Origin of the sequence: Mycobacterium sp., assembly GCF_965229105.1 — a bacterium.
In the GTDB taxonomy this organism is placed as follows: domain Bacteria; phylum Actinomycetota; class Actinomycetes; order Mycobacteriales; family Mycobacteriaceae; genus Mycobacterium.
Genome location: NZ_OZ245858.1, coordinates 6,240,291 through 6,255,178 on the forward strand (window position 1 = coordinate 6,240,291; position 14,888 = coordinate 6,255,178).

The following is a 14,888-nucleotide window of genomic DNA, read 5'->3' on the forward strand; positions in this document are numbered from 1 at the left end:
CAGGAGATCACGCCGCCTCGAGCACCTGTAAGCATGCCCGCGCGATCGCCAACTCCTCATTGGTCGGGATGACCAGCACCGTGATCGGTGATTTGTCGGCGGAGATGAGCCGGGCGCCGCGGGCCGGGCTGTCGTTGAGATGCTCGTCGAGTTCAATCCCCAACGGCGCCAGCCCCGTCAGCGCATCGCGGCGCACGGCCGCGTCGTTCTCGCCAATACCTGCGGTGAAGGTGATGACGTCGGTGCTACCGAGCACCGCCAGGTACGCGCCGATGTACTTGCGTAACCGATGGATGTAGACCTCGTAGGCCAGCCGGGCGGCCTGATCACCGCCGGCTATCTGCTTGTGCAGAGCCCGGAAATCGGTCTCGCCGCCCAGCCCGCGTATTCCCGCGTTTCGGTTGAGCATCGAGTCGATCTCCTCGACAGTCATCTGCGCCGTCCGCTGGAGATACCCGAACAGCCCAGGGTCGACGTCACCGCTGCGGGTGCCCATCACCAGACCTTCCAAAGGGGTCAGACCCATCGACGTGTCGACGGCTCGACCGCCGACGATGGCCGTCGCCGATGCACCGTTACCCAGATGCAGCACTATCTGATTCAGGCTCTCCAACGGAACCCCGAGGAACTCGGCCGCCTGCCCACTGACGTACTGATGTGAGGTGCCGTGAAACCCGTACCGGCGGATATGCCACCGCTCGGCGATATCACGGTCGATCGCATAGGTCGCCGATGCCGGCGGCAGGTCATGGAAGAACGCGGTGTCGAAGACCGCGATGTGCGGGACATCCGGCAGTAACCGGCACGCCACCTCGATACCCAGCAGCGCAGGCGGGTTGTGCAGGGGCGCCAGCGGGGACAGCTCCTGCAACTTCTCGATCAGCGCATCATCGACCACCGTGGGTCGATAAAACTTCTGACCACCGTGGACCACCCGGTGTCCCACCGCGGCCAGACCCATCGCCACCAGGTCGGTGCCCGACTCGGCGAACAGCTCGAAGACGGCCCGTAGCGCCGCATCGTGGTCGATGATCGGGTCATCGCGGTGCAACTCACGGTCACCGGTTTTCAGGGTGGCCGACGATACCTCGTCGCCGATCCGCTCGACGATGCCGTGTGCCAGCGATGCACCTGAATTCGGCTCCACCAGCTGATATTTCAGCGACGACGAGCCCGAGTTGAGCACTAAGACGGTGTGAGTCATACCGTCTGAGCTTGAATCGCGGTGATGGCCACGGTGTTGACGATATCGGAGACCAACGCACCCCGGGACAGGTCGTTGACCGGCTTGTTCAGCCCTTGTAACACCGGGCCGATGGCAACCGCGTTGGCACTGCGCTGCACTGCCTTGTAGGTGTTGTTGCCGGTGTTGAGGTCGGGGAAGATCAGCACCGTGGCCCGGCCCGCGACCGGCGAATCAGGCATCTTGGTGGCCGCGACCGACGGTTCGACGGCGGCGTCGTATTGGATCGGCCCTTCAACCAGCAGCTCCGGTGCCCGCTGGCGGACGAGTTCGGTGGCGGCGCGAACCTTATCGACATCGGCCCCGGTGCCCGAGCTGCCGGTCGAGTAGGACAGCATCGCCACCCGCGGTTGAATACCGAACTGGGCGGCGGTCTGGGCGCTGCTGATCGCAATATCGGCGAGCTGCTCGGCGGTGGGGTCTGGAACGATCGCGCAGTCCCCGTAGGCGAGCACCCGGTCGGCCAGGCACATCAGGAAAATGCTCGACACTGTAGAAACACCCGAACGCGTCTTGATGATCTCGAACGCGGGCCGCACCGTATGCGCGGTGGTGTGCACGGCGCCGGAGACCATCCCGTCCACCAGATCGTTGTGGACCAGCATGGTGCCGAAGTACGACACGTCATGGATGATCTCGCGGGCCTGCTCGACGGTGATGCCCTTCTTATGGCGCAGTTCCGCGTACTGCTCGGCGAAGGTGTCGCACAGCTCACTGGTACGGGGATTGAGCACCACGGCATCGGAAAGATCGACACCCAATTCGGCAGCGCGGGCGCGTACCTCCGGCTCGTCGCCCAAAATCGTCAGGTCGGCGACGCCGCGCTGCAGCAGCCTGCCCGCCGCTTTCAGGATGCGGTCGTCCTCGCCCTCGGGCAGCACTATCCGCTTGCGGTCGGAGCGAGCCTGATCCAGCAGCTGATACTCGAACATCTGGGGCGTCGTCACCGTCGGGATCGGAATCGCCAGATGGTCGAGTAGGCCTTCGATATCGACGTACCGTTCCATCAGCTCGATCGCGGTATCGATCTTGCGCTGCGAGTTGACCGTCACCCGACCACGCGCAGATGCCACCGCACTAGCGGTTTCGAACGTGCCCAGGTCGGTCGCGACGATAGGCAGTCGCAGGCGCAGCCCATCCACCAGTGCGGCGATCGCCGGGTGCAGTTCGAGTCCGCCGTTGAGGATGACAGCAGATAAGGAGGGAAACCCCTCCGCCGCGTGCGCACTCATCACCGCAAGCACGACATCGGATCGGTCGCCCGGCGTCACCACCGCCACACCCTCGGTCAACCGTTCCAGGACGTGTTCGGCGGTCATACCGGCAACCAGCACATCGAGCACCTCACGACCGAGTAACGCCTCATCGCCCTTGATCAGCGTGCCGCCGACGGCGGCCTGCAGGTCCGCGACCGACGGCGCGTCCAGCAGGGCGTCCTCGGGCAGCACGTAGGACGTCGGCTCGAATCGGCGCAGTGCATCGGCGACCTCGGCCAGCTGCGCAGGGGCACACCGGTTGGCCACCACCGCGGCGGTGTGAGCGTGTTGAGACCCGAGTTCGGCCAGACATAGTTCGACAACCCCGGCGACCTCCTCGGGGGTGCGGCCCTGGGCCCGGACCGCGAGCACCACCGGGGCGCCGAGATTGACCGCGATCCGCGCATTGACGCTCAGCTCACTAGGGCTGGCGACGTCGGTGTAATCGCTGCCGACGATCAATACCGCATCACACTGGTCGGCGACGTTGTGAAAGCGGTCGACGATATCGGCGATCGCGGCATCGGAGTCCTCGTGCAGCCGCTGATAACTGACCCCCACGCACTGGTCATAGGGCAGTCCGGCCGTCGTATGGGCCAGCAGAAGTTCGAGGATGTAGTCAGTGGACTCGCCGGCGCGGGTGATCGGCCGAAACACGCCGACCCGGGCCACACTGGCAGTCAACCGATGAAGGATGCCGAGCGCGATCGTCGATTTTCCGGTGTCACCTTCTGGCGAAGCGACGTATACGCGAGCGGATGAGCTATTGCCGTCGTGCACCCGACAAGCTTCCCCTACATAGCCCTGTCAGGCCAGACGACATCCACCAATGGCACCAATTATTTGCTGTATATGACGATATGGACGGAATACTCGACAAAAAGTCCATGCTTTACGGGCGCGGCAATTTGCCAAACACGCGCGTGCCGGATAATCTCCTTCCCGCGGGAGTTCCACCCACTCTTCTCACGCCGAGTGCGGATGCGGACTCGATCGCCAGGTTTTTCTTGCGGAGGTTTGCATGGCTGTCACCGAAGTCGTTGGTAGCGGAACTGAAACTGCGACACACGAGAATGTTCTGGCGTCCGTCGGTGACTCCAGATTGGCGTTCTGGTGGCGGACCGCAGCGGTGGCCGCATTGTTCTGCGGCGCCTATGGCGCGGTTTTCCTTCGGGTAATCACCGAGTCCTTCAACGGATCTCGGGCCGCATTCCTTGTCGTGGCTCCGATATTGGTCCTCACGGCCGCCACCGGCTACCGCACACCCCCGCGGGGTGTCGGCGACAACGAGTCGGACTGGATTGTCGCGGCGCTGACCGGTGTCGCGGGATTCACGATGATCGCCCTGGTGACGAACCGCTTCCCGACGCTGGCCGGCATGTGGCGCCTCGAGCTGGTCGGCGGCCTGGTCTGGGTCGCCTGCGCAGGCATGGTGATCTTCAGCGTCCGGCACGTAGTGCGAATGTGGCAGGTGTGGCTGTTCGCATTGGTATGTGCCACGACGGTGCCCTATCTGTTGGCCACGTCCGCCCTCGGTGGATCCGATACCGCCGCCGTTGTGGTTGCGGCAATATTCGGCACGTACGCCGTCTACATGGCAGGTGGCAGGACACGACAGCTGTGGCGGTTCACCGCCGCTGCGGTGTATCTCGTCATCGGCGTAGGCGCAGCCATCGCGCTGACCCCGATTCTCGGCCTGACGGTCACGATCATCATCGTCGCCGGCGTTGTCCCGGTGTTGACAGCGTTCGGTCTCTACCATTTCACCGAATGGACCGGTAATCACCGCACCGGCGCCGTGAGCGTGGGTTTCCACCCCCTCTCGATCAAGTCACTGCTGGCGCTGGCCTTCATCGCCGCCGCCCTGCTGTCCATCCATCTGCCTGCGAGTGGCCCGCCTGCGCCGCAGCTGGCCGCTATTGACTGGACCGAGCGCAGCGGCCTCGGCCAGCAGACCGACTACCCGTTCGTCACCCGTTTCCTCGGACCGGACGCCACGCTGACCCGACTCGATGTTCCCGCCACACCGGGCCGGCCCGCCGCCGCCGTCGACATCCTGTCGGCCCCCAATCTCGCAGTCCTACAGGACTATTCAGACGCCATCTGGTACCCGACGGCCAAACCCGTCAACTACCGGCCCGCATCGGTGGATATCGAGCTTCCGCCGGGGGCACGCACCGCCCACAGCGATGCGGACGCGGCCTCAGACGGAGCCGGCACCGACTGGTACGCCCTGACCTGGCTGTGGCAGACCGGTAACGCATACCAGCGGGTGACCGTGGTGGTCAGCCAAAATGCCGATGGGACGAGTGTCGTTGCACCGCAACCCCTGACAGTGTCGGATAACTTCGCCGGTCCGCTGGCCTGGATCGCCCGCCAGCAGGCCGACGACGTTGGCCCGGTCGCTCCCGAGGTCGTCGACCGCGCCATCGAAGTGAGCCAGCTGCTCCTGCGCGCGAGTGGTTCATCCGTTGCCTGATACGCCAGGCGGGAGCCTGCTCGCCCCCAACTTCTCCGCCCGTACCGCACTTGGTCGCAATTCACTGTTCCGCCTCGCCGCGGTCATCGCTGCCGTGGCCGCCCTGATGGCGCTTTTCCCGCACGCCGTGTTGCCCACGATCACCACGATCGTCGCCACGCTCTACGTGGCGTCCACACTCGACCGAAACTGGTTGCTACTGCGGGGTCTTCATTCTCCGTCTCAGGTACACATCACCGACGAAGAGGCGCTGGCGATCCCGGATGAGGACCTTCCGGTGTACACGGTTCTGTTGCCCGCCTATGACGAACCGTCCATCGTGGAAAATCTGATCAACGGCGTCGGCAAGCTCATCTATCCCGCGGACAAACTTGAAGTACTGCTGCTCATCGAGGAAGACGACCTGGCCACCCAGCTGGCCCTCGACGGTCTGCCGCTGCAGACGGTTCGGGTCGTCCTGGTTCCCGACAGCCTGCCCAAGACCAAACCCAAAGCCTGCAATTACGGAATGGCGCTGCCCGATCTTCGCGGTGAGATGGTCACCATCTACGACGCCGAGGACGTGCCCGATCCCTTGCAGCTGCGCAAGTCGGTGGTGGCCTTCCGTCGGGCCCCGGCCAATATCGGCTGCATTCAAGCCCGCCTGGGCTACTTCAACGAAAAACAAAACCTGCTGACCCGCTGGTTTGGGCTCGAGTACGACCAGTGGTTCAGCCTGGTGCTGCCGACTGTCGAGGCAGCCAACGGCGTTGTTCCACTGGGTGGTACGTCCAACCACATGCCCGTCTCGGTCTGGCGGGCGATCGGTGGTTGGGACGAGTTCAACGTCACCGAGGATGCCGACCTGGGTGTCCGGCTGGCGCGCCACGGGTACCGCACTCTGATCCTCGACTCCATCACGCTCGAAGAAGCCAATTCCGATGTGGTGAACTGGATCCGGCAACGGTCACGGTGGTACAAGGGTTACCTGCAGACGATGATCGTCCATTTCCGGCACCCGGTACGACTGCATCGCGAGATCGGTACGAAGGCGATGTTGCGTCTGGTCAACATGACCGGTGGCATTCCGATCACGAATGCGTTCAACTTGCTGTTCTGGTTCACCATGTTGGCCTGGATCAGCGGACGTCCGACAATCGTCGGCATGTTCTTCCCGCCCATTCCGTACTACATCTGCCTGGTGCTCTTCCTGATCGGAGCTCCCACATCGATTTTCGTGGGGCTGATAGTCACCAAGGCGCTGGGCAAACCACACCTCTGGTGGGCGGCCCTGCTGGCTCCTCTCTACTGGATTTTGCAATCAGTCGCCTCGATCAAGGCGATTTACCAGCTCATCTTCCGGCCGTTCTTCTGGGAGAAAACCGTCCACGGCCTTACCCAGCCCTCCTCTGGCCTGGAAAGCGTTACTAGGTAGGAATTTGATGATCAAGCGCGTAGCAATGCTGGCGGCTGTCGTGGCCCTGATTGCCGTACCGCTGGCCCCGGATCTGCCACAGGCACGAGCAGACGACGAGGCCACGACCGAGGGCGTGACCGACGTCGCGGTCAGCACCGGTACCACCCCGGAGATCATCTGGAACCAGCTCGGCCTGTCCAACGATATCCAGCTGGTCGGCACCAACCAGAACACCGATGTCGGCGTGCCGGTTCCCCAAGGCGTGATTCCGACGCTGCTCACCGGTCAGATCGGCTCGGTGGTGAATGTCCGCAACGGGCGCGTCGACATCCTCGATTCCCGCCAGGTGTATCTCGGAAGCATCGCTGCTCCTTCGGATTTGACGACCACCCGGTTCGCCATCGATATCTCACCTGCCCAGGTCGTCGACGGGATCGCCAAGCTGAGCTTCGTCCTGCGCGATGACAGCGCTCCGGCTGACAGTTGCTCGCAGGCTTCGTCGGTGTCGTTGAGCGGCCTGGCGAACACCTACTCGGGACCAACTCCCAACCCGCGCACCGTGGCCGATTTCCTGCCCGGTTATCTCGACCAGATCGTCATCCGGGTCGGGCCGAATCCGTCCCATGATCAGCAGCAGGCCGCGCTGGACCTGGTCGCCAAGCTCACCCATCTGTATCGCCCGATGCCCGTCCGGATCGATGTGGACACCACAGCGGATCCGCCGACACCCGCGCCTGAGGGACTGTCGCGGCGCGTCATCGAGATCCGCGACGGGGGCGAGCCTGCCCTCACCGTCGAGGGCGCCGACACCCCGTTGGCACTCCTGGCGATCACAGGTAGCGGCGCAGGCCTACTCCAGCAGGTGGACATGTTCGCCGACCGCCGGGTCAAGCTTGCCCAAACCCCCTCGGCCTCAGTCACTTCGGCAACGGACACCGAGCGACCCTCCACCGAGTCGATGACCTTCGGAGAACTGGGTATGTCGGGCCAGGTGACCGTCCAGGGCACCACGACGTTGTACAGCGGCTTCGACGTCGACGCATTCTCCGTCGGGTCCATCGATACCGCGAAGATCCATCTGCTGGCCAAGTACACGCCCGTCGTCGGTGGCGACGCGACGGTGCTGGTGCGCTCGGGCAGCGCGATCATCGCCTCCCATGTGCTGGACAACTCGGGCAAACTCGATATCACCGCCACGATTCCCGCTGATGCCATCCGCTCCAATGTCGGTATGGCGCTGGAGATCCGCTACGTGCCCAAGCAGCAGTGCGCGCCGCTATCGGATCGGATCACTTTCGAGCTGGATTCCGGATCCACCGTCACCGTCGTGCCCGGCATGAACAATCGTGGCGGATTCCCGATCCTGCCGATGGCATTTACCCCCGACTTCAACGTCACCGTCGACTCGCCCGACCAAATTCGTTGGGCCGCACAGGCGATCAACCTGATGGGCCAGCAGTCCACGGTGGTGATGCGGCCCAACGTGACATCGTTCGCCGAGGCCGCCACATCCGGGACCGCCCTGCTGACCGTGGCGACCGGCGACGAACTGTCAGATGCCGGAATGACCCCGCCGCTGCTACCCAAACAGGACACCAACGTCGCCATCAACGGCACCCCGATCACCGATGTCGACCTCAACGGCTCGGTCGGTGCGGTGCAGACCTTCTCCAACAAGGGCCGCATGGTGCTGGCGATCCTGCACACCGGTGACTGGACGCTGGTCGATCGCACCTTCGATTACATCCGCAGCCTTGACGGCCGGTTCTCCTCACTGACCGGCGACGTCGTGGCCACCGGTGCATCCGGTGACACCCTGAATCTCACTCTGCGCGAGGGCGGGCCGATGCCGCATCAGCCCGACGCGGGTGAGGGCTGGAAATGGTGGGCGATCACGACCATCGCTGTCGGGGTGATCGCCATCGTCGGGGCCGCCGTGGTGCTGTTGCTCCGCCGCCGACGCAGCACCGCCGGTGCGGCGCCCGCGCCACGCCACGGCGAGAGTTCGTGACTGTTGTCGAGCTGACCTCGACGGTCAGCGCCCCGGCCGCTGACGGTGATCGACTGGACGGCCCCCCACCGGTGCGGTCGCGCTGGTGGGGGGTGGCGCTCTTCGTCTTCTTCACCGCTGTCTACGGCGGCGTCGGTACGCTGCTGACGCTGCGCTACGGCCTGATCGATGCCGACGGCATCAGCCGGGTGGCCAACAGCGGTTATGTTCTGATGAGCCGGGATCCGCACCTGTCCGCGATCGGCTTCGTCTGGAACCCGTTGCCGAGTCTGGTCGAAATCCCGCTGCTGCAGTTCAGCCACTGGTGGCCCGAACTGAGGACCCAGGGCCTCGCCGCCGTCATCCAGAGCGCCCTGTTCATGGCGGGGGCGGCGCTCATGGTGCGCCGCATCGCGCTGGACCGGGGCCTCGGTGCGGGTTGGCGTTGGCTGGCGATCGCCTGCTTCGCGCTGAACCCGGTCATCGTCATCTACGGCGGCTCAGGCATGAGCGAGGCCGCCGAAACCTTCACCACCTTGTGGTGTGTCCGGTATCTGCTGCTGTGGCTGGAGTCGAAACGCGTCGGCGACCTCGCGTGGGCCGGCGTCGCGCTCGGTGTCGGCTACCTCGCGCGGTACGAGGTCGCCGTCACGGCTTGTGGTGTCGCCGTGTTGGTCGCTGTCGTCGAGTTCCTGCGCACACACCGCGAGTCGCGAGTTTCCAGTGCCATCCTGAGCGTGATCATCGCCCTGTTTCCCTTCGGCGTTGCGTTCGTCGTCTGGGCGGTCACCGGCTGGATCGTCAACGACACCCTGTTCGCCACCTTGACCTCGAAGTACGGCAACGGCAGTCAGATCGCCGAATCCATCTCGCGCAGCGTCGTATTGGCGCAGGCCGGTGACGAAAGCTGGTCGCTGATCGCCGCGCGACTGCTGGCCATGCAACCGTTCGTCGGCATCGCGGTGGTCCTCGCCGTGGTCACGGCCATGTTCCGCAAGACGTTCGACACGCTGGTCCCGGTGGCGGTGTTCGGCCCGGTGCTGGCCTTCGCGGCCTGGGGACAGCACACGTCGACCACCTTTGGCTGGTTCCGGTTCTACCTGCTGGCGATCCCGCTGGTGGTGTGCGTGGCGATGGCATGCTGGGCACCCATCGGCCAGATCGCACCCACGCGTTGGCGGGCCGGCAGCCCTGAAGCCAAGGCGGGTGCGGTGCTGCTCTGCGCGTCGCTACTCATCGGCATCCCGGTCACCGCGAAATCGATGCTGAACCAGGACATCGGCAATCAGCAGCTCCAGTTCGGCCTCAAATCGCTGCTGGATCCCGAGAACAACCGGCCCGAGGACCAGTGGTACCGGCGAATGCTCAACAACGAGCGACTGCTGGCCGGGTACCTGGACAACAAGCACCTGCCCGACGGCTCGGTGCTGATGGACACCTTCCACGGCTGGGGCATCTGGTTGGCCAGTGACGACCCCAAACAGTTCGTGGTCACCAGCGACTACGACTTCCGGGCAGCGCTGAACCGGCCGTGGGACTTCGGCATCCAGTACATCGTCGACAGCAACCCCGCGCACAGCGCCGCCAACGCGGTGAACCTGCGTTACCCAAGCTTCTGGTACGACGGTGCCGGTATCGCCACGATGGTGTACAGCGGCCGCGGCGACACCGGCGACGAACGCTGGCGGGTCTTCAAGGTCGCCAAGCCGACCTCGAAGGCCGACCCGACATCATCACCCGAGCTTGCGAAGCCTGGGGGCTAGATCCTTTTCGAACAGTTCCAGGAAGCGGCGCTGATCGTGGCCCGGCGCGTGGAACACCAGGTGATTCAGGCCCCAATCGACGTAGTCCTTGACCTTCGCTACGGCTTCGTCGGGATCTGAGGAGACGATCCAGCGCTTGGCGACCTGCTCGATGGGCAGCTCGTCGGCGGCCTTCTCCATCTCCAGTGGATCGTGGATATTGGTCTTCTGCTCGGCGGTCAACGACAGCGGCGCCCAGAACCGGGTGTTCTCCAGTGCCAGTTCGGGATCGGTGTCATAGGAGATCTTGATCTCGATCATCCGGTCGATGTCATCCGGGTTCTTACCTGCCGCCTCAGCGCCCTCGCGCATCGCGGGGATGAGCTTGTCCTTGTAGAGCTCTTCGCCCTTACCCGAGGTGCAGATGAACCCGTCGCCCGCACGCCCGGCGTATTTGGCCACCTGTGGCCCGCCCGCGGCGATGTAGATGGGGATCCCGCCCTCGGGCACGTCGTAGATGGAGGCACCCTTGGTCTTGTAGTACTCACCGTCGAAATCGACGCGATCACCGAGCCACAGCTCACGCATCAGTCGGACCGATTCGCGCAGCCGCGCGTAGCGCTCCTTGAACTCGGGCCACTCGCCGGTGAAACCGGTCGCGATCTCGTTGAGGGACTCGCCGGTGCCGACACCGAGGAAGATCCGGTCCGGGTACAGACACCCCATGGTCGCGAAGGCCTGCGCGATCACGGCAGGGTTGTAGCGGAACGTCGGCGTCAGCACCGACGTGCCGAGCTGCAGGCGCTTGGTGCGCTCGCCGACCGCGGTCATCCATGCCAGCGAGAACGGCGCATGGCCACCCTCGTGCCGCCAGGGCTGGAAGTGATCGCTGACGGTGGCGCTGTCCATCCCGTGCGCTTCCGCAGCGACCGCCAATTCAACGAGCTCCCGAGGGGCGAACTGCTCCGCCGACGCCTTGTATCCCAATTTGAGTTCAGCCACGGTTCTTTTCTACTCCTGTCTCTAGACTGCCCGGATGGCAGCTGCGCATGGTGGCCTCGAACAGGTCACCGATCTCGTTCACGTCGCCAAGACCGACCTGGTGAACTGGACGGTGATTGCCGACGATGACGGCGTCATCCTGATCGATTCCGGATTTCCCGGCCAACGCGCCGACGTGCTGGCATCGCTGAAAGAACTCGGTTACGACGCCGGCGATGTCGGGGCAATCCTGTTGACGCACGCCCATATTGACCATTTCGGCTCTGCCCTCTGGTTTGCCCAGCAGTGCGGAACACCGGTGTACTGCCATGCCAAAGAGGTGGGGCACGCCAAACGTGAATACCTCGAACAGGCGTCGCCTGTGGACGTGGCCAGACATGCCTGGCAGCCGAGGTGGCTCAAATGGTCTATCGATATCAGCCGCAAGGGCGCCTTCACCCACGGCGGCATCGCGTCCGCGCAGGCGCTGACCGAGTCGATGGCCGCGCAGCTGCCCGGCCACCCGATGGCGATCCCCACCCCCGGCCACACCGGTGGGCACTGCTCGTATGTGGTCGACGGCGTCCTCGTCAGCGGTGACGCGCTGGTCACCGGTCATCCGATCTCGTCGCATCGCGGGCCCCAACTGCTGCACCGGGTGTTCAACCACAACGAGAGCGACTGCGTGCGTAGCCTGGCCGCGCTGGCCCTGCTGGACACCGATGTGCTCATCCCCGGCCACGGCGATGTGTGGCGGGGCCCGATCCGGGAACTGGCCGAGCAGGCTGCTGTCCCGAGGTGAGGGTTTCGCGCAGCGTCATGCCGGGATAAGCGGTGCGGAAGACCCCACGTTCCTGCAGCAGCGGCACCACCAGGTCGACGACCTCGTCGAGCCGATCCTGCGGCACGATGAACCCGTCACAGGCGTCGGACTGGACGACGCGGTCGATCCGCTCGGCTATGTCGGCGGTGTCCTCCCCCACCACGAAATCGAACGGCGCAAACACGGTGGGCTGATCACCGTTGCGGCCGTGGGCGATCGGTCCAGCTGGCGACTCGGCGATGACCGCATCGGGCAGCTCGGCACCGAGGCCGGCCTCGGAGTCACCGCTGACCACCAGCACCGGGTGTCCCTGCGGGCCGGCGGGCAGGGTGGCCATCCCCCGAACGTCCGACCGCTCGACTGAGTGAATCCGGTTGGGGTCTAGGTAGATTCCGGTGTCCAGATCGGCCAGGACCGCGTCGGTCTCCCAGCTGCTGAAGAACGCGCGGACCACGTCGGCGAACTCACAAACCCCGAACTCATGGGCCGGTCGGGTCAGCTGCCAGCCGGCGCGACCGGCGGACAGATGATCGAGGGTGGCTAATTGCCGGGACACCTCGAACGGTTCGTTGACCGTCGGATCGACACTGCCGACCAGCCCGATGTGCTCGGTGACTGCGGCCAGCGCGGCCAACACCGCAAAGGTGCCGGGCGAGGCGACCACGACGAAGTCGAACAGACCCCGCTCGGCAACCAGGGCCGCACCCGCATCAGAGCCGATGGTTGCCGCCAGATGAATCTGCTTGCGACCCTTGGGCTCCCGGATACTCAGTGGCCCAGCCCCCAGCGCTCGGCAATCAGCTGGTGACTTGCCAGCCGGTCGGCTTGGCGGTGGGTCACCGAGGTGATGACCAGTTCGTCGGCGCCACTGACCCGCGCCAATGCGTCGAGTCGGTGCGCGACCTCGTCGGGGTCCCCGACGAACTGGCTGGCGGTGCGGTCCTTGACGGCCAGCGCCTGTTCTTCGGTCAGCGGTTCGCAATCATCGGGATCCGGGTAGGGCGCGGCGCCACCACGGGCGCGGATGGCATACACCCACTGACCGTACGAGGACGCCAGATGATGTGCGGTGGCGGAGTCCTCGGCGACGACGACGTCGGCCGAGGCCACCACATAGGGTTCGGCCAGGAACGCCGACGGCCGGAAAGCAGACCGGTATGCCTGCACCGCCTCCAGCGCAGTAGCCGGGGTGATGTGATAGCTGGCGACAAACGGCAGGCCGCGTTCACCCGCGACCTGCGCGCTCTGACCCTTTGTCGAGCCGAACACCCATGGCACCAGGCCGCTGTGCTCTCCCGGAACCGCATGTAGCTCAATACCATTGACGGCGTAGCTGCCATCGATCATGGCGAGAATATCGCCGATCTGCTCACCGAAGTCAGGTGAGGTGGCGTCGGGCTGTTGCAGGACCGACATGGCCGCACGCATCCGGTCGCTGGACAGTTGCGCACCGATATTGAACGGCGGCGGGATGACCACACCGTCGACCTCACGCCATTCCCGTGGCGGTTTCGGTGGGCGCGGTTCGGCTGGTCGATCTTGGGATGCCTTCTGGACCTGTGCCCGCCGCTGGCCGGACCGCCCCACCCCGAGGTCAATCCGCCCCGGATAGAAGGCCGCGAGCATCCCGAAACTTTCGGCTACCGCGATCGCGGTGTGGTGACCGAGCTGCACCGCGGCGGCGCCGACGTGAATAGTGTTGGTGGCGGCCGCGATCTGTCCGATCAGGACTGTGGGCGCCGAACTGGCGACGGCGACGAAATGGTGTTCGGCGATCCAGAACCGGCGATACCCCCAGTCCTCGGCTCGCCGAGCCAGCTCGACGGTATTGCGTAGCGCAGTCGCCGGGTCGCTACCCGCGCTGATCGGTGCGAGATCAAGTATCGACAGCGGGACGTTCATGATCGGCTCATCTCACATCTGTTGTGCGGTAATGGTAGGCCCAGTCGCGTCCGCAGGTTTTCGTCGTCGCGGTAAGCAGTCCGGAAGCGCCCCGACTGCGCCAGCAAGGGCGCCACCTCGTCGACGATGATGGGCAGATCGGTGGCGTGCACGGCCGGTCGCAACCGCACGCCTGCCACGCCGATTTCGTGCCAGCGCAGAATAAGCTCCACCACCTGTGCCACCGTGCCATCGACAATGGCGGCATCGGAGCCGAAATCTGTATCCCCGCCGAAGGTCACCACGATATCGGCGTACACCAGGGGCGCACCGGGCAATTGGTCGATGGCGGCCAGAATGCTCCGCAGATCGTCATCGTCGCGTGGCGTGACGAACACCAGATCGCTGACTGCGGCGGCGAATTCGTATACCCGCTGGGCGTGCGCGAGGGCTGCGACCACGGGTTGGCCCTGCGGGCTTGGCCCACCGTCCCAGTGGCCCCGCACCGCGTTGACGAAATCAGTTGCCTCGTCGAATAAGTCGGATGGCCGGTGGTGACGGCCGAAGAGGGCTGCCTCATGGGCCGATGAGCTGACCCTGGGTTGCCAACCGGCGCGGCCGTGGGACACGACGTCCAGCGCGGCGATCCCGTCGGCGATGCGGGTCGGTTCGGTATGTGTCACCGTCGCCACCGGGATCAGGCCGATCCGACTGGTGGCGGGGGCGACATAGGAGGCCACCAGCACCGCGTCCGCACGCCCGGCCCGCCGACCGGGACTGAGTTGTTCCCGGCGACCGGGCTGCGGGGTCAGTGCGTCATCGATGCTCAGAAAATCCAGCAGGCCCCGTTCGGCCGTTGCGGCCAGCTGTGCCCAGTAGTGCCCGGCCAGCACCGACCCCGCGGCCGGATCGCGGGCCAGCGTCTTACGCCACGCCTGGCGATGCCAGCCGTAACCGTCCAAGGCGACCGCCAGGTGCACAGTCATCACCTAAGGGTCTAACGCACCGTCATCGGCTGCATTCCGGGTCGGGCATTTACTCACGGTGAGTTGAAGGCCCAGAGCCTGCACTAACCCCTCTCGCGGCGCTTTGCACCA

10 protein-coding genes and 1 pseudogene are annotated in these 14,888 nt (G+C 65.0%); 5 read left to right on the plus strand and 6 right to left on the minus strand.

The genetic code is table 11. The features are described from left to right. Positions 1-7: 7 nt before the first annotated feature. A complete protein-coding gene (locus ADBZ9O_RS29535) occupies positions 8-1,204 on the minus strand; it encodes an acetate/propionate family kinase (RefSeq protein WP_526526927.1) in 1,197 nt (398 codons plus the stop codon). Beyond that, positions 1,201-3,279: a phosphate acetyltransferase gene (pta, locus tag ADBZ9O_RS29540; RefSeq protein WP_526526929.1), complete on the minus strand. Its 2,079-nt coding sequence runs from the start codon at positions 3,277-3,279 to the stop codon at positions 1,201-1,203. Before pta ends, ADBZ9O_RS29535 begins: the two co-directional genes overlap by 4 nt. 241 nt (positions 3,280-3,520) lie before the next feature. Here pta and ADBZ9O_RS29545 point away from each other — a divergent pair, with 241 nt between their 5' ends. Genes ADBZ9O_RS29545 through ADBZ9O_RS29560 form a run of 4 tightly spaced genes read left to right on the plus strand, consistent with a single transcriptional unit; the run spans position 3,521 to position 10,127 of the window. Beyond that, positions 3,521-4,978, plus strand: a complete 1,458-nt coding sequence (locus ADBZ9O_RS29545) for a hypothetical protein (RefSeq protein ID WP_526526931.1) — start codon at positions 3,521-3,523, stop codon at positions 4,976-4,978. Next, positions 4,971-6,392 carry a glycosyltransferase family 2 protein gene (locus ADBZ9O_RS29550; RefSeq protein WP_526526933.1) on the plus strand — a complete coding sequence of 474 codons (1,422 nt, stop codon included), beginning with the start codon at positions 4,971-4,973 and terminating at the stop codon, positions 6,390-6,392. The genes ADBZ9O_RS29545 and ADBZ9O_RS29550 overlap by 8 nt, the downstream gene beginning before the upstream one ends. Before the next feature lie 7 nt (positions 6,393-6,399). Continuing rightward, positions 6,400-8,385 (plus strand): hypothetical protein, encoded by a 1,986-nt coding sequence (locus ADBZ9O_RS29555; RefSeq protein ID WP_526526934.1) that lies wholly within the window; start codon positions 6,400-6,402, stop codon positions 8,383-8,385. Then, positions 8,382-10,127, plus strand: coding sequence for an ArnT family glycosyltransferase (locus ADBZ9O_RS29560; protein WP_526526936.1), 1,746 nt, complete (start codon positions 8,382-8,384; stop codon positions 10,125-10,127). The genes ADBZ9O_RS29555 and ADBZ9O_RS29560 overlap by 4 nt, the downstream gene beginning before the upstream one ends. On the opposite strand, the gene fgd is transcribed toward ADBZ9O_RS29560, so the two are convergent. Continuing rightward, positions 10,098-11,108, minus strand: coding sequence for a glucose-6-phosphate dehydrogenase (coenzyme-F420) (fgd, locus tag ADBZ9O_RS29565; protein ID WP_526526938.1), 1,011 nt, complete (start codon positions 11,106-11,108; stop codon positions 10,098-10,100). The two genes, ADBZ9O_RS29560 and fgd, sit on opposite strands and share 30 nt — an antisense overlap. A gap of 34 nt (positions 11,109-11,142) precedes the next feature. Here fgd and ADBZ9O_RS29570 point away from each other — a divergent pair, with 34 nt between their 5' ends. After that, the gene (locus ADBZ9O_RS29570) at positions 11,143-11,889 is read left to right on the plus strand and encodes an MBL fold metallo-hydrolase (protein ID WP_526526940.1); all 747 of its coding nucleotides are present in this window, start codon (positions 11,143-11,145) and stop codon (positions 11,887-11,889) included. Positions 11,890-12,187: 298 nt separating this feature from the next. On the opposite strand, the pseudogene ADBZ9O_RS29575 reads toward ADBZ9O_RS29570, so the two are convergent. The 3 genes and pseudogenes from ADBZ9O_RS29575 to ADBZ9O_RS29585 form a co-directional block, all read right to left on the minus strand. Continuing rightward, a pseudogene (locus tag ADBZ9O_RS29575) lies at positions 12,188-12,682 on the minus strand (LLM class flavin-dependent oxidoreductase); the annotation flags it as partial. Continuing rightward, a complete protein-coding gene (locus ADBZ9O_RS29580; protein WP_526526942.1) occupies positions 12,679-13,812 on the minus strand; it encodes an LLM class flavin-dependent oxidoreductase in 1,134 nt (377 codons plus the stop codon). The gene ADBZ9O_RS29580 and the pseudogene ADBZ9O_RS29575, both read right to left, overlap by 4 nt. Next, a complete protein-coding gene (locus ADBZ9O_RS29585) occupies positions 13,809-14,780 on the minus strand; it encodes an LLM class flavin-dependent oxidoreductase (protein WP_526526944.1) in 972 nt (323 codons plus the stop codon). Before ADBZ9O_RS29585 ends, ADBZ9O_RS29580 begins: the two co-directional genes overlap by 4 nt. Positions 14,781-14,888 lie beyond the last annotated feature (108 nt).